This window comes from Okeania sp. SIO2C2 (genome assembly GCF_010692625.1).
Taxonomy (GTDB): Bacteria; Cyanobacteriota; Cyanobacteriia; order Cyanobacteriales; family Microcoleaceae; genus Okeania; species Okeania hirsuta.
Genome location: NZ_JAAHGM010000004.1, coordinates 192,947 through 215,124 on the forward strand (window position 1 = coordinate 192,947; position 22,178 = coordinate 215,124).

Annotated in this window: 14 protein-coding genes and 1 pseudogene; 7 read left to right on the forward strand and 8 right to left on the reverse strand. The window is 33.6% G+C overall.

Going from position 1 to position 22,178, the window contains the following annotated elements:
- Positions 1-803: 803 nt before the first annotated feature.
- Positions 804-1,664, reverse strand: coding sequence for an AAA family ATPase (locus F6K18_RS04445; RefSeq protein WP_287519025.1), 861 nt, complete (start codon positions 1,662-1,664; stop codon positions 804-806).
- A gap of 83 nt (positions 1,665-1,747) precedes the next feature.
- On the opposite strand from F6K18_RS04445, the gene F6K18_RS04450 reads away from it, so the two are divergent.
- Positions 1,748-2,716 carry an acetamidase/formamidase family protein gene (locus F6K18_RS04450; RefSeq protein ID WP_287519026.1) on the forward strand — a complete coding sequence of 323 codons (969 nt, stop codon included), beginning with the start codon at positions 1,748-1,750 and terminating at the stop codon, positions 2,714-2,716.
- 184 nt (positions 2,717-2,900) lie between these two features.
- On the opposite strand, the gene F6K18_RS04455 is transcribed toward F6K18_RS04450, so the two are convergent.
- Both F6K18_RS04455 and F6K18_RS04460 read right to left on the reverse strand, forming a co-directional pair.
- Positions 2,901-3,101, reverse strand: coding sequence for a tetratricopeptide repeat protein (locus F6K18_RS04455; RefSeq protein WP_287519028.1), 201 nt, complete (start codon positions 3,099-3,101; stop codon positions 2,901-2,903).
- A 1,057-nt stretch (positions 3,102-4,158) separates the two neighbouring features.
- The gene (locus tag F6K18_RS04460; protein WP_287519029.1) at positions 4,159-4,350 is read right to left on the reverse strand and encodes a transposase; all 192 of its coding nucleotides are present in this window, start codon (positions 4,348-4,350) and stop codon (positions 4,159-4,161) included.
- Positions 4,351-5,666: 1,316 nt separating this feature from the next.
- On the opposite strand from F6K18_RS04460, the gene F6K18_RS04465 reads away from it, so the two are divergent.
- On the forward strand, positions 5,667-6,803 hold the full coding sequence (locus F6K18_RS04465; protein ID WP_287519030.1) for a glycosyltransferase: 1,137 nt from the start codon (positions 5,667-5,669) through the stop codon (positions 6,801-6,803).
- A gap of 867 nt (positions 6,804-7,670) precedes the next feature.
- On the opposite strand, the gene F6K18_RS04470 is transcribed toward F6K18_RS04465, so the two are convergent.
- On the reverse strand, positions 7,671-8,633 hold the full coding sequence (locus tag F6K18_RS04470; RefSeq protein ID WP_287519032.1) for a tetratricopeptide repeat protein: 963 nt from the start codon (positions 8,631-8,633) through the stop codon (positions 7,671-7,673).
- A gap of 808 nt (positions 8,634-9,441) precedes the next feature.
- Here F6K18_RS04470 and F6K18_RS04475 point away from each other — a divergent pair.
- The 4 genes and pseudogenes from F6K18_RS04475 to F6K18_RS04490 all read left to right on the forward strand — a co-directional run bounded on the left by F6K18_RS04475 (position 9,442) and on the right by F6K18_RS04490 (position 16,581).
- Positions 9,442-11,529 carry an FkbM family methyltransferase gene (locus F6K18_RS04475; RefSeq protein WP_287519035.1) on the forward strand — a complete coding sequence of 696 codons (2,088 nt, stop codon included), beginning with the start codon at positions 9,442-9,444 and terminating at the stop codon, positions 11,527-11,529.
- Between the two features lie 909 nt (positions 11,530-12,438).
- Positions 12,439-13,398, forward strand: coding sequence for a GDP-mannose 4,6-dehydratase (locus tag F6K18_RS04480; protein WP_287519037.1), 960 nt, complete (start codon positions 12,439-12,441; stop codon positions 13,396-13,398).
- A 344-nt stretch (positions 13,399-13,742) separates the two neighbouring features.
- Positions 13,743-14,374, forward strand: a pseudogene (locus F6K18_RS04485) (Uma2 family endonuclease); the annotation flags it as partial.
- Between the two features lie 1,319 nt (positions 14,375-15,693).
- Entirely contained in the window at positions 15,694-16,581 is an 888-nt protein-coding gene (locus F6K18_RS04490; protein WP_287519039.1) for an alpha/beta fold hydrolase, read from the forward strand.
- A 500-nt stretch (positions 16,582-17,081) separates the two neighbouring features.
- Here F6K18_RS04490 and F6K18_RS04495 read toward each other — a convergent pair whose 3' ends face one another.
- The 4 genes from F6K18_RS04495 to F6K18_RS04510 all read right to left on the reverse strand — a co-directional run bounded on the left by F6K18_RS04495 (position 17,082) and on the right by F6K18_RS04510 (position 21,401).
- On the reverse strand, positions 17,082-17,663 hold the full coding sequence (locus tag F6K18_RS04495; RefSeq protein ID WP_287519040.1) for a DUF3747 domain-containing protein: 582 nt from the start codon (positions 17,661-17,663) through the stop codon (positions 17,082-17,084).
- Between the two features lie 890 nt (positions 17,664-18,553).
- Entirely contained in the window at positions 18,554-18,985 is a 432-nt protein-coding gene (locus tag F6K18_RS04500) for a universal stress protein (RefSeq protein WP_287519042.1), read from the reverse strand.
- 587 nt (positions 18,986-19,572) lie between these two features.
- Positions 19,573-20,937 carry a histidinol dehydrogenase gene (gene hisD / locus F6K18_RS04505; RefSeq protein ID WP_287519113.1) on the reverse strand — a complete coding sequence of 455 codons (1,365 nt, stop codon included), beginning with the start codon at positions 20,935-20,937 and terminating at the stop codon, positions 19,573-19,575.
- Positions 20,938-21,200: 263 nt separating this feature from the next.
- A complete protein-coding gene (locus tag F6K18_RS04510; protein ID WP_287519044.1) occupies positions 21,201-21,401 on the reverse strand; it encodes a hypothetical protein in 201 nt (66 codons plus the stop codon).
- Between the two features lie 284 nt (positions 21,402-21,685).
- Between F6K18_RS04510 and rpsT the strand changes: the two genes are divergently transcribed.
- Positions 21,686-22,024 carry a 30S ribosomal protein S20 gene (gene rpsT, locus F6K18_RS04515; protein ID WP_287519045.1) on the forward strand — a complete coding sequence of 113 codons (339 nt, stop codon included), beginning with the start codon at positions 21,686-21,688 and terminating at the stop codon, positions 22,022-22,024.
- Positions 22,025-22,178: the final 154 nt, after the last annotated feature.

Here is a 22,178-nt window from a genome sequence, read left to right on the forward strand (position 1 = left end):
AATGGTATATATTAAAGATATTTAATAATATTTAAGAACATTTAAGTTATTGTTAAAATCTATAGCAAAGCAGTCTTATTTGAGTTGTGAGATATTGTAGATTTTAGGGAATAGGGAACAGGTATGGGAGAAACACCGAAGCAATAAAATGATCACAAATGATTTAGGATTGCTATAGTAACCCTCAATCTTAAATTCTAATTAATATTTTTATAGTTATTTGAGTAAATTATATCAATTTGGAAAAAGAATGTTACGAATAATCAGGGCAATTAAAATACTTTATCGGAGATGTCTCTTGGACTAAAAAAATAAATTACAATCTAAAAACTGGTATTAAAAGCCATTGATTCTGACTCGGTCCGACTGACTTCCCCTCTTGGGAGGGGGAGGGGCGAGGGGTGGGTTGACTCCTAAGAAATATCCTAGCTATTTGTAGGAAAAATTTATCAATTTGGTATTATAGCGTTTCTCAAGTTACTGAGGTACAGTTATTTTTCTTCTTTTCTACTTCCTACTCCCTAAAAAAATGAATATAGTTGAGAAAACAGCTTCTTAAAAATATTCTATGACTACTTTTAAACAGAATATAAAGTTAATAAAATCTGGAAAGTTTCAGGTAAAAATATCTTTGAATTTAGGGAACAGGAAATAGGAGTATTTTCAGTTATCAGTTATCACTACCTCTAGCTGAAGCAAAAAGCTTAACATCAGGAATATTCTCTTTTGACTCGGTCCTTCTACTAAAAAAAACTGTGTTTATGATAGGGGAGCATTCCCCGATCAACAAAATAGTAGGAGACTTAAACCCTCGAATTTTTAAGTAATAAGTAAGCAAGAATTTTTTGAGTTAGTTGTTGAGGTGAAAACTTAGTAGTATCTAAAAGCAAAGTTCGCTCAGGAGCAATTGTCTGTAAAGCTGTTTTTGTTGCTTCCGAATCATAATTTCTGCTCTCCTCAACCAGAATGTTTAATCGTTCGCAAACATCTACAGAGTTATATACTCCTCTTTCCAGTAGAGTTAAAATTTCCTGCTCTTCATCAAAGGTAAATAAATTGGATGCTTCGGGTATACCAAAGTCAGAAAAACTCATAATTTTTTGGGGATTAACTACTTCATTATCTGGATATTTTGTGATTCTATCGAAAGCATCGCTTCTAGTTAAAAGACGTTTTAAGCGAACTGATAATGGGGCATCCAAAATTATAAATTTAGCTTTTTTCAAAGTATTAGCAGCATAAGTAACTTCATTTTTTCCTCGTAAACCATCAAAAATTAATGGATGATTAATTAAAGAGGGATTAACTTGTAACTGGGTTAAAATATGACCCATACCACCGGGAAAACTTTTTTGATACTGACGAGTATATTTAAAACGGTCTATACGACAAATTGTTTGAACGTTTTGCTCATTTGTGGCTGTAATATGAGGAATAATTAATTCTGTTGTTAGGGTGCGTCGATTTGGAAGTAAAGTGAAATCTAATCCAGATTCAGTTAATGTATTAATGACTGTGCTTTTCCCTACACCAGTTAAACCTACAATAATTACTAGAGCTTCATTCTTGATAGATACCCAATCTTGAGGTAGGGGTGAACCAATACCAATTCCCGACTGTAACTGTTTAAAATTTTGATTAGTTTTAGTTATAGTTTGAATCATTTTAAGTTAAGTTTATGAAAATTTGAAATTATTTTATTTAGATAGGTATTATATACGATAAATCTTAAAAAAAAATAAAAAAGATGAAAAAGCATATTTTAAAAGCTCGATGTAACACTGTTCATTTAGGAGGTTTTTCCCATAAACTAGAACCAGCATTAATCATTAATTCTGGCGATCGCGTCGATGTAGAAACTTACACGGGTTATTATCTTTACGACAGAGCACCTAGAGAATTTATCACTCCAGAATTTATAGAAATTTGTCACCATTTACCAGCAGAAAGAAAAGTTGGTGTTGGTCCTCATTTATTAACCGGACCAATATATATTAATGATGCTAAACCAGGAGATGTATTAGAAATTATTCTGGAAAATATTTACCCCAGTTTACCGATGGGATTTAATTCAATTCGTCCGGGATGGGGTGCATTAGCTGAACAATTTACAGAAGCAAAACTAAACTTTATTCCACTAGATTTAGAAAAAAAGATAGCTGAATTTCCTCTTAATAGTGGGATAAAAATTCCACTTCAACCATTTTTTGGAATTCTCGGAGTTGCTACAGAAAATACTCAACGTTCATCTATTCCTCCTGGTATTTATGGGGGAAATATTGACTGTCGAGAATTACAAGTTGGTTCGCGAATTTTTTTACCTGTTTTTGTGCCTGGTGGTTTATTTTCTATTGGTGATGGTCATTCTGCACAGGGCGATGGAGAAATAAATGTAACGGCAATTGAAACTTCAATGAATGGCACTATTCAGATTAAGGTTAGGCAAGATTTACAACTAATTTTTCCCATGGCAGAAACATCGACTGATATTATTTCGTTTGGGTTTGGCAATACTTTAGATGCTGCTTTTGAATTAGCTTTAAAGCAAATGATTAGTTGGTTAGAAAATTTTGTTGGGTTGAGTGCTGAAGATGCTTATACTTTGTGTTCTATTGCTGTGAATTTTCATATTACTCAAGTTGTGAATAATCCTCATAAAGGAGTTCATGGAATGTTACCAAAATCAATATTACCCGCAATAAACTCTATCATATAGAAGAAATTATCTTAAAAAGCTGAATGCGAGCGCATTCCGCACCGAGGAGCTGACTGCTAATAGCTGAAATTACATTCTGCGTAGGTGTTTAGATACCATAAAAAAGAGGCAAGATTTTTCCTTCTTTTTTCTTCCTTCTACTATAAAATAATAATCTAGTTATCGGTCTTAACTTTTTTGCCATTCAGTAAAGCAAGAGGATGAACTTTTTTGCTGTTTTATTTGCTTGAATTTTTAATGCCCGATCAAAAGTAGCGATCGCCTCTTCATAGCGGTGTAGTTTTCCAAGTATAGCGCCTAAGTTATGTAAAACATCAACATTAGCAGTTAAATTTTGGGAACTGAGAGCAGCAAGGGTTAGGACAGCTGTTTTAGAAATACGCATATTTGGCTTATTTATCTATATATATTAGTTTTTATCATTTTCTTTGTGGGTTTAATACCCCACCGTCTACACGGTGTTCAAAATTACTTGGGGTTAGAATCCCCATGTAATTTTCCGACTGTCTCCTGTCTCCTGTCTCCTTCTTCAATGGAATTAGTTTTTATTGGAACAGATTCTATTTAAGTACAGGTGCAGTTTTTTATTTCTGTGGAGGAAAAAAATTGACTACCTGAGTTAACCATATAGTCTATTTGCCTATTACAAAAGTTTATTGTACTAACCCGGAAATTTATTTATCCAGAATTCAGTACATAAAATCAGTTAAGTTTATTCATCAAAATTACTTCAAGTAATCAAATTTCAACTGGTAAGCTACTACGCAGTTAAATTTAATAAACTGTATTGCTTTGATCGCAGAAGTAAAAAGGAAAAATACGCTTAGTTATCTAGGAGAGAAGAAAAAAAGTTAATGATTGATATTCCGTTGTTTCTCCTATTCCATTTAAGTACAGGTGCAGTGTTTTATTCCTGTAGAGGAGAAAAAGAAAAATTGACTACCTGAGTTAACCATAGAGTCTACTTGCCTATTACAAGAGTTTATTGTACTAACCCGGAAATTTATTTATCCAGAATTCAGTACATAAAATCAGTTAAGTTTATTCATCAAAATTACTTCAAGTAATCAAACTTCAACTGGTAAGTAGGTAGGTCTAATTAAACGTCAAAAAAATTGTCGGGGCAGGTTTAACTGAAAGCTTTGACTTCAGCGCTATAGAGTTCTAAAAACTCGCCTTCTAATATTGGGTTGATTTATGCTTATCTACTTAAGCTCCTACAGAGTTAAACTTAATCAAAAGTATTGCTTTTATAGCAGAATTAAAAAGGAAAAAGGTATTTAGTTATCTAAGAGAAAAGGAAAAAGGTTAATTATTCATATTCTATTGTTTCTCCTAGGGATTTACACAAAAAGATATTCCATAACTCAAAAGTAGTAAGCACCTACACAAAATTAATTACATATTCTTGACAATTTTTGTCCAGAACTTTTTTGAGATAGTTAAGAAAGCTTGGAGAGTTTTCGAGTTTCATCAACTTTAATCCACTCATACTTAATAAATTTCCAAAGAATTTCGATTAAGTTGTGCTTGGGTGAGTAAGTTGGACACCAAAATATCTCTAATTTTTTTTCTTTCCATTCTGATAATTTTTCGCTCATTTTATCCCTCGTATAGATGAAAGCTCTATCCATAACTACAGAGCAAGAGTTTAGCTAAATATTGACTAAACTTATTTCAAAAATTTATGACAATTTTACTGTCAATTACTCCCTGATGTATTTCGTAATTTAGTTAATTTTTACATCATATATAGAGCTGCTATCTCTCACTTGAGGAAATTTACTTTGGAAACTTATTCTTTCTCATACCAAATTCACGCAAAGGCAGTTACATCTTAATTTGTGATTTCTTCTTAAAAGAAAAAATTATAAATTCCATAAATTCTAAAATTTCCACCTTTTTTCCTCTTTAATATTTATGTTTTTCTTTCTCTGTTCCCAGCTCCGGTGTTCCCAGTTAAGTGTGTCCTCACGCTTTGCAATATTTTATGAAATTGGTATAAAAGTTTTTTCGTCAAGGATATATTTTGATGACAAAAATAGGAAATTAATTTTCTGTTCCTGCTTAATGACAGTTGCTATATTTTTAAGTTTACGTTTCCACTTATCAGCAAGAACAGGAATAATTAAAATAACTTAGTCACACTCCAATTTGACCTAACTCAAAATATTTCATGGCAATTGAAAAAAGTTGGCTCTAAATTGTGATAATTTATAATTCAGGAATAATAATAAGTACTCATGGCAAATTATTTGTATATAATTTCATCTCTAAGTCTGACAGAGTGAGAAGTTAATGCATAATTAATTATGCTTAAATACTTAATTTAGGAATTATACAAATCTGGAAAAAGAATGTGACGAATAATGAGGGCAATTAAAAGAAACCTACAGGAGATGTTCCTTGGGCTAAAAAGATAAAGTCCCACCTAATAAATGGTATCAAAGCTATTTATTTTTACTCCTGACTCAGTCCTCCTGACTCCTAAGAAATAACCTAGTTATTTATAGCAAATATTTATTACGCTTGGTCTAAGAATTCACGGCCTCATAAAAATAATTTTAAATGTTTCTTATCGGTTTTTTATCTATTAGTAACTATTTGAATTTATTAGTGACAAATATCAAGCTTTATTTTGAGTTTAACAGATATCAAAATTAGGTTGTTCAATCACTTTTATTATTTATAATTTCTTTAATCAAATTGGTATAATACAGTACGATCGTGAATACAGTTTCAAAGAGCCATCTTGGACAAAAAAATCAGGTATAAAACCTCCCCCTTTAAGGAGATAAAAAAGAAAATTTTGCATTTTATCGCCTCCCTATTGCCCGAGGTACTGATAATTGATAACTGAATTGACACTAAGAAATAAAGAACATCAAAAAATTATAAATATCTTTTATCAACCAAACTTAGTATTACTTCAAAATTAATATTAGATTAAATGCTCATCAATCATTGTCCTCAAGTTACCGTTTGTTTACCTACTTATAACTCTGGAGAATTTCTAACTCAAGCAATAGATAGTGTCCTTCAACAGACATTTACAGATTTTGAGTTAATTATTTCTGATGATTGTTCCAACGATAATACTCCAGAAATTATTAAAAATTATCTGCAGAAAGATAACAGAATTAGATACTTGAGAAATTCAAAAAATTTAGGACTGTTTACTAATTGGAATCAGTGTTTAGAAAGTGCTAATGGTGAGTATATTACTATCTTTGCTCAGGATGATGTGATGTTGCCAAAAAATTTAGAGCAAAAGGTAAAAATTTTGGATAAATACCAAAATATAGGTTTAGTTACTTCATCTGTTATGGTGGTTGACGCTAATAATAATCATCTCAATTGGAATTGGGCAAATTATCCTGAGGATAAGTTAGTAAATGGCAAGGAATGGGCGAGGAATATTTTGGGAGAAGCTAATCCTATTTGTTGCCCGTTTGTATTAATGAGAAGACAAGTTTTAGAGAAAGTAGGCGGGAAATTTAATGAGAATTATGCTTATGCTGCGGATTTAGAATTATGGTTGAGAATTGGTTTGGTTGCTGACTTATATTTTGTCAAAGAAATATTGGGATATTATCGATGGCATGAAGGAAATAAAACTCATAGTTTTGATGATTTTTATCAGGTAAAAGAACATTTACAAATTTGTAGTGATTTAATTGATAGTTTAAATTTCTCAGACCCAGAGTTAAATGATTGGGAAAGTGAAGTGTTATCTCGAACTGTTAAATGGGTGAGTTTTTATCGAATTTATAATTATCTGGAAAAGGGAAATTTTGATGAAGCATTCAAGTTATCCGAGTTGCTGGAAAATTGGCGGGGTAAGTCAGTAAAATTAAGTATTTATGTGCAAGAGTTAGGCACTAGAATACAAAAAATTTTACAAGTAAATTCTCGCCTAAAGTTTGAAGTGGATGAATATAGGGACTGGGTTAAAAATCTTGAGAATAAAAATTCGGTTTTAGAAATGAAAATTAATCAGTTAAATGATGAAAAAAAATGGCTAGAATCTCAGATTAAAGCTTGGATACAAACTGCACAAAAATATTATCAAGAAAATAGGAAATAGCAGAGCGGGGGAGTGGGGGAGCAGGGGAGTGGGTAGGGACGTTGCATGCAACGTCCGTACAGGGAGTAGTAAATATAATAATAATTACGCTTCTAGGGTGCTAATTATCAAAAAGGTGATTATATTTGTGTCAATTACTTAATATATTGAAGTGCTATTTAAGTTAAGTATTGTCGAAGGAAAGGTTATTTCTTAGGAGTCAGGAGTCAGGAGTCAGAATGAATAGTTTTAATGCCATTTATTAGGCCATAATTTATCTTTTTAGTTCAAGGGACATCTTCTGCACCTGTCTTTTAATCATGCTTATTATTCGTAATATTCTTTTTTCACCCATGGTATTAGGACATATCAAAAGCTTAAAATTCAGAAAAAGCAGTATTTTTCCCTTTTCCTTCTTCCCTCTTCCTTCTTCTGTGTTTCTTCTTACTTCTTCAGCTTAAAATTCAGAAAAAGCAATATTTTCCCTCTTCCTTCTTCCCTCTTCCTTCTTCTGTGTTTCTTCTTACTTCTTCAGCTTAAAATTCAGAAAAAGCAATATTTTTCCCTCTTCCTTCTTTCCTCTTACTTCTTCAGCTTAAAATTCAGAAAAAGCAATATTTTTCCCTTTTCCTTCTTCCCTCTTCCTTCTTCTGTGTTTCTTCTTACTTCTTCAGCTTAAAATTCAGAAAAAGCAATATTTTTCCCTCTTCCTTCTTCTGTGTTTCTTCTTACTTCTTCAGCTTAAAATTCAGAAAAAGCAATATTTTCCCTCTTCCTTCTTCCCTCTTCCTTCTTCTGTGTTTCTTCTTACTTCTTCAGCTTAAAATTCAGAAAAAGCAATATTTTTCCCTCTTCCCTCTTCCTTCTTCCCTCTTCCCTCTTCCTTCTTCAGCATTCAATAAAACGACTATAAGCTACGCTTGCTTCATCTATTTTTCCCTGTTTTGCTAAAGCATCTCCTAAATTTTTATGAAATAAAGGTGAGGTGGGATTGAGATTTATTGCTTGTTCAAAAATATCGATCGCTTCTTCTAATTCCCCTACTTTTGTTAAAGCTTCTCCTAAATAGTTGTAAGCTAAATCTGACTTGGGATTAATTTCAATAGTACGACGGTAAGAGGCGATCGCTTCTGACCATCTTTCTTTTTTTGCCAAAACTATTCCTAAATTTAGATAAATCTCTGGATTATTTTTCTCTATTTCTAAGGCAAGTTGATATTCATAAATTGCTTGCTGAATATCGCCTTGCTCTGTCAAGATTTTACCTAAATTAAAATGAATTTCGGGATTTTCTGGTTCAGTTATTAGGGCAATTTGATAAAAAATAATTGCAGAGCTTAATTTATTTTTTCTAAATAAGATATTAGCTAAACGACGACATATTTCTGGATGATAGGGTTGAGTTTCTAAGATTTTATGGTAGTTGCTTTCATTCTGAGGATCGTAATCTATTGCTTGACGATAATGACTCAATGCTGCTTTTAAATTTGCCCGATAACGCTGCCGAAAAATATCCCCTAAATTTTCATACACTTCTGTTAAATTTGGTTGTAATTTTATAGCTTTTTGGTAACTGACGATCGCCTCATCCCACTGCTTTTGGCGAGAGTATAAATTACCAATCATTTTGTATAATTCAGCTAAGTTTGGCTGAATTTTTAATGCCTTAAAATACCAATTAATTGCAGCTTTTAAATTACCTTGAATTTCTAAAGCATTTCCCACAGTCTGATAAGCTGAAATAAAGTCTGGTTTTACTTCTATAATTTGATGACACAGAGCGATCGCTCTATCCATTTTACCTTGGGCCAAATATTCTCTGGCTTTTTGGTGCTTTTCTACTACATTCACAGTTAAGTATAGATTTTTTCATACTTGACTATATTAAGCTAAAGTATGTTGCAAATTCAAAGATTATTTATCAAACAAATCTCGGACAATCTTTTGTACTATGTTGGTTTTTGTGAGATACCTAGTTAATAATATATGTAAGCATTTCCTGTGGAATGCTGCGCAAACAGCTATTAGTGGTCAGTTCATCCTACGGAATGCTACGCAAACAGCTTTTTAATGAATGAAGCAAACATTAGTTTAACTTCTACTACATTTTCAACTCTATAAAGCTGATAGTTGACTGCTGAATGCTTGGCAATATATTTTGGATAACATATCTAGTTAAGACTTTTGGTAGTAATTTGATCGAGATTTAGATATATACTAATTTCATTTGAGTTGCGTAAAAAACATGGTCGCTTTTAGGCAAAAAGTCAAAGGTAAGAGGCAATAAGTAAGAAGGTATTCTGGACTTTTTAATGTTAGTAAATAACCAATTATTGTTTTACATCACATCCCGTTAATTCGGTATAAAAAAATGTTTCATCTTCAGGTAGAGCAAAAATATTTCTAAATTCTTTTTCCTCCTGACTCCTGATTCCTAATTAACTATCTAGTTATACCAATACCACCAGATTTAATATTACATTTCAAATGAAAACGCTATATCTAGAGAATATAAACTCAAAAAATTGGCTGAATTTTACCTCTGCTCTACTGCTTTAGCTAAGAAATAGTTCTCTTCTTGGTTAAAGATTGATTTTATTAGTGGTATAGCGACCTATTTATTTTTTTCTGAACTGAAATTATCTAAGTATTAGTAGTCATGAAATTAGATTTAAAGAACCTTTGCTTTCAAAACCAAATTTTTCCTATAGGCATTATTCATGTAGGTGCTTATGAGGGTAAAGATATTAAAACTTATCAAGGGTTAAATATTTCAAAAATTCTTTTCATTGAAGCTAACCCCACAGTATTTGAAAGGCTAAAAACAAATATTGCCGAAGTATCTATTGATGTGCAAGCTGTTAACTATGCTATTAGTAATCAAAATGGAAAAGTAAAATTATATGTTAACTCCATGGGACAGAGTAGTTCCATTTTGCCTTTGAAATTTTATCGAAATATTTATCCAAATATTAAAGAAACACATCAACTAACTGTTGAGTCAAAAACTCTTGATACTTTGCTATCAGAATTAGGACTAACACCAGCAGATTTTAATATTCTCAATCTAGATATTCAAGGGGCAGAACTTTTGGCATTACAAGGCGCAACTAATCTACTTAAATATATAGATGCAGTTTACACAAAAATCAATTATGAAGAACTCTATGAAGGTTGTGCTTTGGCAGAAAAAATTGATGACTTTTTAGCACAGAATGGTTTTGGCAAAATAGCAGTTGCCACGCCTTTTCATCCTTCTTGGGGAGATGCTTTTTATGTGAAAAAACAAGTAATTAGTATGTCTACTCTTGGCAAAAATGGTGGATTGGGTAATCAAATTTTCCAGTATGGTTTATTGAAAATATATGCTCAAGAAAATGGCTTATCAGTAGAGACTCCAAAATGGATAGGGCAAGAATTATTTGGGCATAAAGACCGAGAGATTTCTGAAGATTTACCTGAAGTTTGGGAGAATGATAATGAATTTATCCTCGGTAATACAGAAATTTTGAAAAATGTAGATATTCATGGAGAATTTCTATATAACACTCGCTATTATGCACCCTTTAAAGAATATTTTTGTTCTTTGTTTCAACCTGCACTAGAGATAGAGAAAAAAGTAAAACTTGCTTGGGAAAAATTACACTCTCGTGGCAAAACTATCATTGGTTTACATTTACAATCACATTCAGAGGAAAATAGTAATTTTGCTGTTGCTCCGAGTGAGTGGTATAAAATTTGGTTAGATGGTTTATGGGAAACTTTAGAGGAACCAGTTTTATTTATTGCCAGCGATAATATAGAGGAATTACCTCTGGCTTATTTTGCTGAATATCATCCTGTAACCGCTCAAGACTTGGGGATAGAAGTTAATCAAGAATATCTGAATTTTTTCTTATTGAGTAAGTGTGATTTTGTTGCTATTTCTAACACTCCCTTTGCTTTTGCTGCTTGTCTATTAAATGAAGTCGGAAAATATTTCTTTCGACCTCATTTTTCCACTGCAAAACTTATACCTTTTGAACCTTGGAATAGTACGCCAGTTTTTCGAGATGTGGATATTTCAGAAATAGGGAATAGTGTTTCATTGGAGGTGAAATTTCAGGAAAATCAAGTCGAGTTAGCAAATATTCAGCCTCAGAAAGATGAACTTTCTCAGAAATTAATATCTACCCAATCTCAACTTCAACAAAATCGTGAAGAATTAGAAAATATCCAATCTCAAAGAGACCAAATATTAGAAGAATTAGAAAAATATCAGTCTCAACTTCAGCAAAACCAAGAAAAAACCAAAAATTCCGAAGCACAACTACAGCAAATTCAAACAGAATTAGAAAATACTAAATCTCAGCGAGACGAATTTTCCGCACAATTAGTATCTGCTCAGTCTCAACTTCAGCAAAATCAAGGAACTGCCAAAAATGCCGAAGCACAACTACAACAAATTCAAGGAGAGTTAGATAAATCTTCTTCAGAACTATATGATGTGCGAGAAGAATTAGAAATTACCCAATTCCAACTCGATGAAGTACAGGTAGAATTAGAACAATCTCAATCTAAATATTTCAAGTATCAAGAAGAATTGAATACCTGTAAATCTCAACTTCAAGAAACTCAAACCGAACTAGAAAAAACCAAACTAAAACTAGAAAATCAGGCAAAAATATCACCTAATCAAAATCAAAAAAACTATGCAGAACATCTCAAAAATCTAGCAAAAATTCTAGCAGAAACAATTCCAGATTGATATATAGCAATTCCTAAGAGGCGTGAGGTCAAAAATTATTTTGCTGCGTGGGAGTAGGGAATAGGGAATAGAAAAGAAGAAAAACAACTGTACCTCAGTAACTTGAGAAAGGCTAGATTGTATAAATCTATAGCAATTCTAAATGATGTGCAAGAAAACTAAAATAGATCGTAAAGTCTGAAAAATAACCATTTTAACCTAACTCCAAAATATGTTTTATATAACCTTAATAAGGCTTCTATATAGAGATTACATTTAGGCAATAACCTTTTGTTTTTAATCAAAAGATATCTGTGAAAAAGAAGTCAGAATACAGGAGTCAGAAGTTATAGCAAGCGCGATAAATGTTTGCTACATTTTTGCATTGGGCGGGAGTATGGCCGAATAGCCATTTGACCGTACAAAAGTAGGGGAGAAGTAAACATCAGAATAATTAACAATAAATGGCCTGCTAATTATCAAAAAAGTTATTCAGTTAGCGTGTTAATTACTTAATAATTGAAGTGTCGTCTAAGTTAAGCATTCTTTTTTTCAAAATGGTATTATAGAATAATGAGATATTTAACCCAATTAGGTAAGGATAGAGTCAGGAAAAGTCAAAAAACATTCTTATTAATTCTTACTCCTGACTTATTACCTGGAAAAGGCAATAAAGTCAGCCTTCTAATATAGGGTATGGTGAAAAAAAGTAGGTGAGGAAAGCCAATAGTTTATTTAAGTTTAACAGTAGAAAAATTTTCACTGTTTCAGTTCAAAAAAATGTCTGATTTTTGACATACAGTTCGACTTATTTGTTTTTATTGCACTATATGAATATCTCAATAACCCTTAAAACTTTGATTAATTAAAATTTCAGACTTATTCAGCAAGTCCTAAATATTTATCTCTTTTTCTCCTTCCTTAAAAATTATGAAAACAGCATTAATTTCCGGAATTTCAGGTCAAGACGGTTCCTACTTAGCCAAACTATTACTAGAAAAAGGTTATAATGTTTGTGGCACTTCCCGAGATGCCCAAATGTCTACTTTTAACAACTTATATCGTTTAGATATTCGTGACAAAATAAAATTAGACTCTATGTCTTTAACTGACTTTAGAAGTGTCTTACAAATATTAACCAAATATCAACCAGATGAAGTTTATAATCTAGCAGGTCAAAGTTCAGTAGGTCTATCTTTTCAACAACCTGTAGAAACATTAGAAAGTATCGCTACTGGCACATTAAATTTATTAGAAGCAATTAGATTTACCGGAGCAAAAATTAAATTATATAATGCTAGCTCCAGCGAATGTTTTGGCGATACAGGCGGTCAACCTGCTACAGAAATCACTCCTTTTCGCCCAAGAAGTCCCTATGCTGTTGCTAAATCTACAGCCTTTTGGGAAGTGGCAAATTATCGAGAAGCTTACAATTTATTTGCTTGTTCTGGCATATTATTTAATCACGAATCTCCCCTCAGACCTCAACGTTTTGTAACTCAAAAAATTATTTCAGTTGTTTGTAAAATTGCTAATGGTAGTAATGAAAAATTACATTTAGGAAATATTTCAGTGCAGAGAGATTGGGGTTGGGCACCCGAATATGTAGAAGCAATGTATTTGATGTTGCAACAGCAAGAACCAGATGATTATGTAATTGCTACTGGAGAAAGTTATCCTTTGCAAGATTTTGTAATAGAAGCTTTTGCTGCTGTAGGATTAAATTGGCAAAATTATGTAGAGGTAGATCGAAGTTTATATCGCCCTACTGATATTTCCGTAGGTAGAGCAAATCCAATTAAAGCTAAAGAAAAATTAGCATGGAAAGCACAGTATAAAATGCCAGATGTAGTGCGAATGATGGTTGAGGCAAGAATGGCTAATATTTAAGTTAAGTAGGGCAGCAAAAAATCACACAATCAGGTGTCTAAATATTGTGAATACTTAACAATTTGTAGATAGTTTGTTTAACTAGCTATCAGCATTTTCCGTACCGGAATGCTCCGCAAACAGCATTTCTGTACCGAAACGCTTTTTAATCTTTTTTTGTATGCCCATATTTTTATCCTTGGTCATAATAATTATGAAATATTGAATTTTATAACTGTTTTCATCTAGGGAGAATACAGATATTTTTTCTCCAATCAAAGCATCTAGAAGTTATGTAGTCTATACTTAGTGAAAAACAACAATAATATAATAAGACTATGATTAAAATCAAAATAATACCTTGAGAAAATGGCGATCGCTTAACTAGAAATGAGTTTGAAAAGCGCTGCTTTTCCATGACAAAACATAAAAAAGCTGAACTTATTGAAGGAATTGTTTATATGACTTCACCATTAAGATTTTCTGCCCATGGATAACCTCATCTTCAGATTAATACTTGGTTAGAAGTGTATACTGCTGCTACTCCTGGAGTTAGGAGTGTCGATAATACTACTCTCGTTTAGATAAAAATAATGAACCTCAACCAGATGCCATATTATTTATTGAACCAAGTTTGGGAGGACAAACAACAATTAGTGAGGATGATTATATAGAAGGAGTACCAGAATTAATTGTTGAAGTTGCTGCTAGTAGTGCTGCTTATGATTTGCATGATAAATTAAAAGTCTATCAACGTAATGGAGTCAAAGAATATTTAGTTTGGCGAGTTTATGAACAATAATTCAGTTATTTTTGGTTGTCTGAAGGTGAATATATTTCTGCGACAATAGATGAAAATGGAGTTATAAAAAGTCAAGTTTTTCCTGAATTATGGTTAGCAGTTAAATCCTTAATAGAAGGAAATTTAGCTGAAGTTTTAAATGTACTTCAACAAGGATTATCTAGTTCTGAACACCAATCATTTATTAGTCAACTTCACAGTGAATTAGCATTTTTAGTTAGAGTGAGTATCTTTAATATTGCCATCAATAAAAACCCAGGGTTTAAAGGTCAAAATTTCCCTAAATTATAGTTTGCCGTTAAACCCTGAATAGACAGAAATTTGCCTGAAGTATTCAATCTACTTCAGCAGAAATTATCTATAGCAATATGATTTGAGTTGTGAGATATTGGAGACTTTCAACTTCACAATTAATTAGGATTTTTAGTTAGAGTGAGTATCTTTCTGTTGCTATAGATAAAACGGAGTGATAAAAAGTAGAATTTTTCCTGGATTATAGTTTGCCGTTAAACCCTGAATATACAGAAATTTGCCTGAAGTATTCAATCTACTTCAGCAGGAATTATCTATAGCAATATGATTTGAGTTGTGAGATCTTGAAAACTTTTAGGGAACAGGGAACAGGGAACAGGGAACAGAGAATAAGAAAAAAACGTATCAAGGGAACAGGGAACAGGGAACAGGGAACAGGGAACAGAGAAGAAGAAAAAAACGTATCATATGAATATAATAATTGCTATATTCTATACTTTTAAGGAACATCTCAATTCTCACAACTTATTCCTGATTGCTATAGTTCCGAACACCAAGAATTTATCAATCAACATGATTTGAGTTGTGAGATCTTGAAAACTTTTAGGGAACAGGGAACAGGGAACAGGGAACAGGGAACAGAGAAGAAGAAAAAAACGTATCATATGAATATAATAATTGCTATATTCTATACTTTTAAGGAACATCTCAATTCTCACAACTTATTCCTGATTGCTATAGTTCCGAACACCAAGAATTTATCAATCAACTTCACAATTAATTAGCACTTTTAGTTAAAGTGAATATATTTCTATTGCCATCAATAAAAACCCAGGGATAAAAAGTCAAAATTTACAGAAATTATAGTTTGCCGTTAAACCCTGAATAGACAGAAATTTTCCTCAAGTATTAAATCTACTTCAGCAGGAATTATCTAGTTCCGAACACCAAGAATTTATCAATCAACTTAACGGTTAATTAGGATTTTTATTCGCAAGCTACTTTAGCGATCGCTTATGCAATAATCCTATATCAATTCCCATGTATTAATACTTAACTTAGGTAACACTTCAGTTATTAAGTAATTAAAAAGAGCAGAATAAATTTCTTTGCTAATTTTAGCCAAGTTAATGTTAATTATTCTGATGTTTGCTTCTCCCCCACTCCCCTACTCCCCCACTCCCCTACTAATGAAAATATAGACCTAAATTTTGCCAACATTTCTATTATGATAAATATGTAAGTTTACAAAACTTTATAAAATGAACCCCGTTATAGCAACACCACCAAATCAACTAGACCTGCATACTTGGACTTGGAAAAACCACCAAATCCAATATACAGTCATGGGAACTGGACAACCCCTAGTATTAATTCATGGTTTTGGTGCATCCATAGGTCATTGGCGTAACAATATCCCTACCCTCGCCGCTGGAGGCCATCAAGTATTTGCCCTCGACTTACTAGGATTTGGTGCATCTTCTAAGCCACCCATAGATTACTCATTAGAACTTTGGCAAGAACTATTATACGACTTCTGGAACCAACATATTCAAAAACCCACCGTCTTTATAGGCAACTCCATTGGTGGACTACTTAGCCTAATGATACTAGCAGACTACCCAGAAATCTGTACAGGTGGAATTCTCATTAACTGTGCAGGAGGCTTAAACCATCGACCTCAAGAACTAAATCCTCCTCTAAGATTCATAATGGGAATGTTCAGCAAATTAGTTAATTCCCCAGCTCTAGGACCATTTATTTTCAATCAAGTCCGTAAAAAATATCGTATTCGTGGCACCCTCAAACAAGTTTATCGTAATCAAGAAGCCATTACAGATGAGTTAATCGAACTACTTCATCGTCCTTCCTGCGACCCTGGAGCGCAGAAAGTCTTTGCTTCAATTCTCACTGCACCTGCTGGACCCCATCCCTCAGAATTATTACCAAAAATTCCAGCACCATTGTTAGTAATTTGGGGAGAAAACGACCCTTGGACACCAATTTCTGGTGGGAAAATTTATCAAGACTTAGCAGAGAAAGGTGCATCTATCCAATTTGTTCCCATACCCAACACAGGTCATTGTCCCCACGATGAAAGGCCAACAATAGTTAATTCTTTGATTTTAGATTGGTTATCTCAAAGGTGAAGCTCTTGATAGATAGTGCTTTCAAGATTTGTCAAAAAAAATTACTGAAATATAGTGACAAAACTAGCTTAGTAAGTTAGAATGTCTACCGTGTGAGGAGCGAATCAGCAAGAGCATCGAGACGAAACACGGTCAGTCGTCGATGCTCTTTCTCAAAAACTCTATTTACGTTAAGGCACAACTGTTGTGTCAATTACTTTTTAAATTCATTTTAAGTGGTGTTGAGGATTATTAAAAGGTAGTCATTTTTAATGGCTACCTTTTTAAATTTATTTGATATATCTAGGACTTGCTGATTAACTCTAAAAGCCTTTATTTGTAAATGCTTTAGCCTTTTTTACGAAAAAAAATGCAAGTTTTTCGCTCCGAAAAGCTGAAAATACTCACATTTGCAGCAAACCTAAACAGACAAATATCAGACAATTATTCCTACTGACTGCTCCTGAGTTCTCACTTCTGAGGTCTGACTCCTACAAAAAGACTTTTGCAGCAAATCCTATCTAGTTGTTATTATTAGTTTCTAACTCTGTTGGCATCCAATCAGCAGTAACATATATATGACCTAACTCTTTACCCTGATAACTTCTTTTCGCAAACCGCCAACCAGGTTCAAGAATAATTTTAGTAAATCCGTCAGCTAAACCATAAGTTCTGCCGATCAGTAGTCGTGGTGCATTAGAATCATAACGAGAAATACCCATCAGTCGTATATCCCCCCCACTCATTTGTAAAGACAGAGCATATTCAAGAGCAAGATCGGTACCTCCGATTCGGATAGAATAACCATTACTGTCAGTTGCACGTCCACAAATACCCGTAAAGTCAAAATTTAGTAATAGAGGATCGACCAAGACCGGGCGATCGCCACTTTCATCCCAACATTGTCTGGCATTGGTTTTTTGTTCTAAAATTAGCAACTGTGGCCCAAAAGCACGAGGAACTGCAATTGCAATGTATCTAGACTGCTCGACTTCTTTTTGGTCAAAGAAATTTGCCCTAACTGGTACTGGACGAAGAGAAAAGAAAGTTAATACTCCTAAAGTTGTCAGTGCAGCTATAGACTGCTTAAAAAAAGTTTTCATGCCTCTTGTTTCACCTGATTTTATATAGCTTGAGAATATAGATAGGAAATTTTAGGACTTATTTTCGTACTTATGCTCGTATTTGTCAAATCCCATATATCCCAATTCTCTGAGTTAGAGACAATTTTGTATTTTTAATTACTTTCTGATACAAATTTTATGTGAGGCTGTATAGAATTAGCTGTTAGGTGGTAGGTATTGGGTGGCGCGGTGGCACATAATTATCAAATTTATTAACAAGTATTTCTTTAATGTACAGGCAACGCCTGATTAAAATATTGTTCTATGCAACTTTATATTAATTTGGTATGAGTATTTTCAAGATAGATATTAAAACTTGTCTCAATGTCAAGTTATGATTGATTTAACAAAGAAAAAATAAGATTATGGTATTTAATTTCTAATTTTCGGTGGTTAACAATTAACCCATAAGTTAATCATATTTCCTATACATAAACAAATACTGCAATTAAATTTATTATTGCTTTTGATTACCTATTTTTTTCTATTTTTAGAGTAATTTACGTTCTGAATACTTCTATTTTTATACTTTTTTAATTGTAAATATAGATTTAGTTTTTTTATAAAAAAATTATTGTTTATAGTATCTGATATCCTAGTGTTTGCTACTATATCAATGCTGTTTTTCCTCCTTTACCGAATAATTAATAATCAAATAATTCTGGTTTAAATCCTCCCCTTTGAAGGAAAAAAAAGAAATAATATTTCCTTATATTCAATCCTCTCAATTTTAACCAGAGGTAATTATAAATTATCCATTATCCATTATCCATTAATGAATCTTCCCTATTTCCTCCATACCTATTCCCTTTTCATACCACTTGGTTTCCACATCCCAGATAAAAACGCTATAACAAAAATTATATTAGCTATTTCTGCTTAACTACAAACACAGAGCAATTTGCTTCAGCAACAACCTGACTACTAATAGACCCCTGCAAAATCCGATTTATACCTTTTAATCCCCGACTACCAATTACAATTAAATCTGCATTATAAATATTAGATAAGCGAACAATTTCTTCAGTTGGATCTCCGGTCGTAACCTCTACCTCAGTAGTACAAGGAAGTTTTTCTCGGTAAACTTTGAGCTGCTTTTCAAATTCCCCGACAGAAATATTTTTCCCTTCAGCTTGAGGTTGATCCGCTTTCCGATCCAAATCTGATTTTTCCGCAGCAACCACATGAGATAAAATCACTCTCGTTTCTGATGTTAAGTGAAATTCTGCCAATGCTTGAATTACTAAATCTAGATCTGAGTTTGAATTGCTGAGAGCTACAATAATTGTTTTGAAGGCCATAGACAAGAGTATTAGTACAGATAATAAATAGGTAGTCCTGTATAGCAATAGTAATTGACACACCACGGGATAAATCCGCATAGATTATTAAGGGTAACAAATTTACCGGGATAAATCCAGGTCAAATTTTACCCTTAATGGCACCAAAGATGCCTCTACTCTGTCCGGGGTCAACCCATTCAAGTTGCTTTTGATTCCAATATTTGCAGCACGATTACAGTCAGCATTTATCCATTTTCCCTTCTTAAGTTTTATACAAACCGCGCTTAAAAAGTCAAAAGTCAAAAATTAAAAGTCATAAGTCAAAAATTAAAAGTCAGAAGAAAATTATAGTGGTCAATAAAAATCAACGATTCAGTAAGTATTTATGGTTAATATTTAACTGAAAATTTGACTCCTGATCGAGGTAAATGAAGATAATTTATATAGTATAAATACTTAAGTAGCCTATAGATTTTATACTAATTTTTATGTCACAAATTGAAGTGCCGAATGTGGGTGACAAACTTCACAATTGATTTTTTTCCATATCTACTGGTATGTTCTCCCGCTATCTAAAGATTCTAACGGGAGTTATCCTACATTAGTTATAAATTTTTACCATCATTTTCCTGATTAATTTTTTCTTTTTTCACCCATTCTTGCCGATCCTGCTCCTGAGTTTTTGTCCTAACTCTTACCGAGTTAGCATGAGAAGGCAACCCTTCAGCAGTGGCCAATATATCAATAGTTGTAGCCACTTTATCCAAAGCAGCAGAAGAATATTGAACCAAACTAGAATGCTTCATAAATGTTTCTACTCCCAATGCTGAAGCATAACGAGCAGCACCAGAAGTCGGCAAAGTATGATTTGGCCCCGCCAAATAATCCCCCACAGCTTCTGGAGTCGAATAACCAAGGAAAATAGCACCAGCGTGACGAATACTTTCCATTAAACCCCAAGGATCTGAAACTTCCAACTCTAAATGTTCTGGAGCAAATAGATTAGAAAGTTCAGCAGCAGCTTTGAGAGACTCAACAACAACAACTAAACCGTAATGGGCGATCGCCTTTTCTGTCATTGTGCGACGTGGATGATCCTGAAGTTGTCGCTCTACCTCTGTTACCACCTGACGTGCTATTGCTGAATCTGTAGTTAACAAGATAGCTGAAGCCAATGAATCATGTTCTGCTTGAGCCAACATATCCGCTGCTAAATGAACTGGGTTAGCTTCAGAATCTGCAATAATCATCACCTCTGAAGGTCCAGCCAGAGAATCAATACCTACCGTACCATAAACAATCTTCTTTGCCAAAGTTACATAGATATTACCTGGCCCAGAGATGACATCCACTTTTGGTATAGTTTTTGTACCATAAGCTAGAGCTGCTATTGCTTGTGCTCCTCCGATCCGATAAATTTCTTGAATACCTGCTTCTTGAGCAGCTACGAGTACAGCAGGATTAATTTTCTTACCTTGAGCTGGTGGTGTTACCATCACAATCTTCGGGACTTTGGCCACTTGAGCAGGTATAGCATTCATCAGAACTGTACTCGGATAAGCAGCTTTACCCCCAGGAACATATAAACCAGCTCGATCTACTGGTGTGTAGCGTTTGCCCAAAACCACCTCATCATCACCGAACTGAACCCAAGATTTAGGAACTCGCTGTCGGTGAAAAGCTTCTATCTGTTTAGCAGCAAAACGAATAGAATTTAATAAGTCCTTATTTACTTGTTGATAGGCAGCATCTAACTCTGAACCAGTTACTTTTAACTCTTCTGGAGTCAAGGTAATATGGTCAAACTCAGAAGTATAGTGTAATAGAGCCTCATCACCTTTTTCTTTAACGGAGCGCAAGATTTCTCGCACCGTTGTTTCTTTATCAATAGCCGTATCATCATGGGTACGTTCTGTGATACGTTTTAATTCAGCTTGTGCCTCAAGCCAGTTAGTAATTATTCGCAGCATGGAGATTAGGAATGCCAACTAATAAAGTTCGTTAGTAGAGGGTACTTTCAGAACTCAGAGAGTTGGAGCAACATTAAAACTATGCAGAATGCTCAACACTTGACAATCAAGAAAGAAAAATTCTTATTGGTCGCCAATTGTCTCTTAGCTTTACCCTAATTTAATTGAGGGATAAAAGTAAAACCATTCTCGTAAGTTTCCGAATCACCCATTACTCTTTGTTATAGCGTGAAGTAACAACACTGGCATCTTTAATACTGTACTCAGTTTTCTGCATCATCTGTCAATACCTCCAAAAGCTTAACTTTAGCAAAAGTTAAAATAGCAGAAGGAAGAAGGAAGAAAGAAGAAGGAAGAAGGAAGAAGGAAAAATCTGGCCCTGTATTAATTTTAAGCGTTTGATCTGTCCTAACCTTGGCCTCTACTGCTATACCAAGCCTTGAATTGCAATATTTTTTTAACAAAAAGTATTAGTATTTTTTGAGAATTAATGCTACATTTATATATCTGGTAGTTTATATTTTTATATATTTTGGCTGCTGGGCTAGCAGTGTAAGCCTGTGGAGTGGCCGTAAGGCCGGAAAGAGGGAAAAGCCTCGGAGGCAAGTTCTATGTTAGCGCAGCTCCTCTGTCAAGAGGAAGCAGAAACCTAAGTCGTGAGTCTTAGGAATTCCGCAGTGTCTCTCAAGGGAACTGTCGGGATGAGAGAAATTTCTACAATGTCTGGATCTTAAAGAAAAGTTAAATTATGGCCAATATTAAGTCTGCTATCAAGCGAATCCAGATTGCTGAACGCAATCGTTTACGCAACAAAAGCTACAAATCAGCAGTGAGAACCCTGATGAAAAAATACTTCACTGCTGTTGAAAACTACGCTGCTAATCCTACAGAGGAATTAAAGCAAGAAGTTAATCTGCGAATGTCAAAAGCTTACAGTAAAATTGATAAAGCTGTAAAATGTGGTGTTTTACACAAAAATAATGGTTCTCGCAAAAAGTCCAGGTTAGTTAGATATTATAAAAGACACCTACAGATTGACAGTAAACAGCCAGAGTCTTCAGAAACTAATGATTCTGTAGCTTCTTAAAAAAGATTGGATTACTTAGTCTGATTGCGGAGCTAGGTGCGTAGTTTTTCGCTCTGCAAAAAGGGCGGCGGGGCATCCCGTCCTTAAAGCTCATGGAGTCCGATGCAATGGCAGGACTGCGAAGTGAAAAGCCCACACTATACCGAATGGTTAG

Bases quoted from the DNA above. Each gene is read 5' to 3' on its own strand.
- F6K18_RS04445 (WP_287519025.1), bottom strand. From the start codon at position 1,664: ATGATTCAAACTATAACTAAAACTAATCAAAATTTTAAACAGTTACAG.
- F6K18_RS04450 (WP_287519026.1), top strand. From the start codon at position 1,748: ATGAAAAAGCATATTTTAAAAGCTCGATGTAACACTGTTCATTTAGGA.
- F6K18_RS04455 (WP_287519028.1), bottom strand. From the start codon at position 3,101: ATGCGTATTTCTAAAACAGCTGTCCTAACCCTTGCTGCTCTCAGTTCC.
- F6K18_RS04460 (WP_287519029.1), bottom strand. From the start codon at position 4,350: ATGGATAGAGCTTTCATCTATACGAGGGATAAAATGAGCGAAAAATTA.
- F6K18_RS04465 (WP_287519030.1), top strand. From the start codon at position 5,667: ATGCTCATCAATCATTGTCCTCAAGTTACCGTTTGTTTACCTACTTAT.
- F6K18_RS04475 (WP_287519035.1), top strand. From the start codon at position 9,442: ATGAAATTAGATTTAAAGAACCTTTGCTTTCAAAACCAAATTTTTCCT.
- F6K18_RS04480 (WP_287519037.1), top strand. From the start codon at position 12,439: ATGAAAACAGCATTAATTTCCGGAATTTCAGGTCAAGACGGTTCCTAC.
- F6K18_RS04490 (WP_287519039.1), top strand. From the start codon at position 15,694: ATGAACCCCGTTATAGCAACACCACCAAATCAACTAGACCTGCATACT.
- F6K18_RS04495 (WP_287519040.1), bottom strand. From the start codon at position 17,663: ATGAAAACTTTTTTTAAGCAGTCTATAGCTGCACTGACAACTTTAGGA.
- F6K18_RS04500 (WP_287519042.1), bottom strand. From the start codon at position 18,985: ATGGCCTTCAAAACAATTATTGTAGCTCTCAGCAATTCAAACTCAGAT.
- hisD (WP_287519113.1), bottom strand. From the start codon at position 20,937: ATGCTGCGAATAATTACTAACTGGCTTGAGGCACAAGCTGAATTAAAA.
- rpsT (WP_287519045.1), top strand. From the start codon at position 21,686: ATGGCCAATATTAAGTCTGCTATCAAGCGAATCCAGATTGCTGAACGC.